Genomic DNA, 865 nt, shown 5'->3' with positions numbered 1-865 from the left:
CGGTGAGGACGCCCTGCGCGATGGGGGACCAGACGATCTGGGAGATGCCGAGCTCGGCGGACGTGGGGACGACCTCCTCCTCGATGACGCGCCAGAGGGCCGAGTACTGCGGCTGGTTCGAGATGAGCTGGAAGCCCAGCTCGCGCGAGAGGCCGTGCGCCTCGCGGAGCTGCTCGGGGGTCCACTCGCTCACGCCGATGTAGAGCGCCTTGCCCTGGCGGACGACGTCGGCGAAGGCCTGCATCGTCTCCTCGAGCGGGGTCTCGTAGTCGTAGCGGTGCGCCTGGTACAGGTCGACGTGGTCCGTCTGGAGCCGGCCGAGCGATCCGTCGATGGACGCCATGATGTGCTTGCGCGAGAGGCCGGTGTCGTTGTGGCCCTTGGCGCCGGTCGGGAAGTAGACCTTCGTGAAGATCTCGAGGCCGTCGCGGTCCTCGCCTGTGAGCGCGTCGCCGAGGACCTTCTCGGCGACGGTGTTCGCGTAGCCGTCGGCGGTGTCGAACGTCGTGATGCCGGCCTCGAGGGCCGCCTTCACGCAGGCGGTCGCGGTGTCGTTCTCGACCTGCGACCCGTGGGTCAGCCAGTTGCCGTACGTGATCTCGGAGATCTTGAAGCCTGAGTTGCCTAGGTAGCGGAATTCCATCCTCCGAGCCTACGCCGCGCCTGCTGGGGGCCGCCCGGGCGTCGTCTGTCCGCGTGGTGACCGGCAGGTGCACGAGCGGCCCCGCCCGAGGATCTCGAGCGGGGCCGCCGTAGTGCGGGAGGACGAGCGGATCAGGCCTCGCGGGTCTTCGGCGAGCTCTCGTCGGTCTTCCGCGGGTCCTTCTCGACGATGTCGCCGAGGGCGTCGTCGATGCGGGTCAGC

At 69.2% G+C, this 865-nt stretch carries 1 protein-coding gene; it reads right to left on the bottom strand.

The features are described 5' to 3' along the window. The coding region (locus Q6969_RS15980; protein WP_317231320.1) for an aldo/keto reductase at positions 1–643 on the bottom strand (643 nt) is incomplete at its 3' end. Positions 644–865: the final 222 nt, after the last annotated feature.

The organism is Clavibacter sp. MX14-G9D (genome assembly GCF_032917815.1).
In the GTDB taxonomy this organism is placed as follows: Bacteria; Actinomycetota; Actinomycetes; order Actinomycetales; family Microbacteriaceae; genus Clavibacter; species Clavibacter michiganensis_K.
The sequence above is the reverse complement of the archived record's forward strand: the minus strand, read 5'-3'. Positions and strand labels throughout refer to the sequence as shown.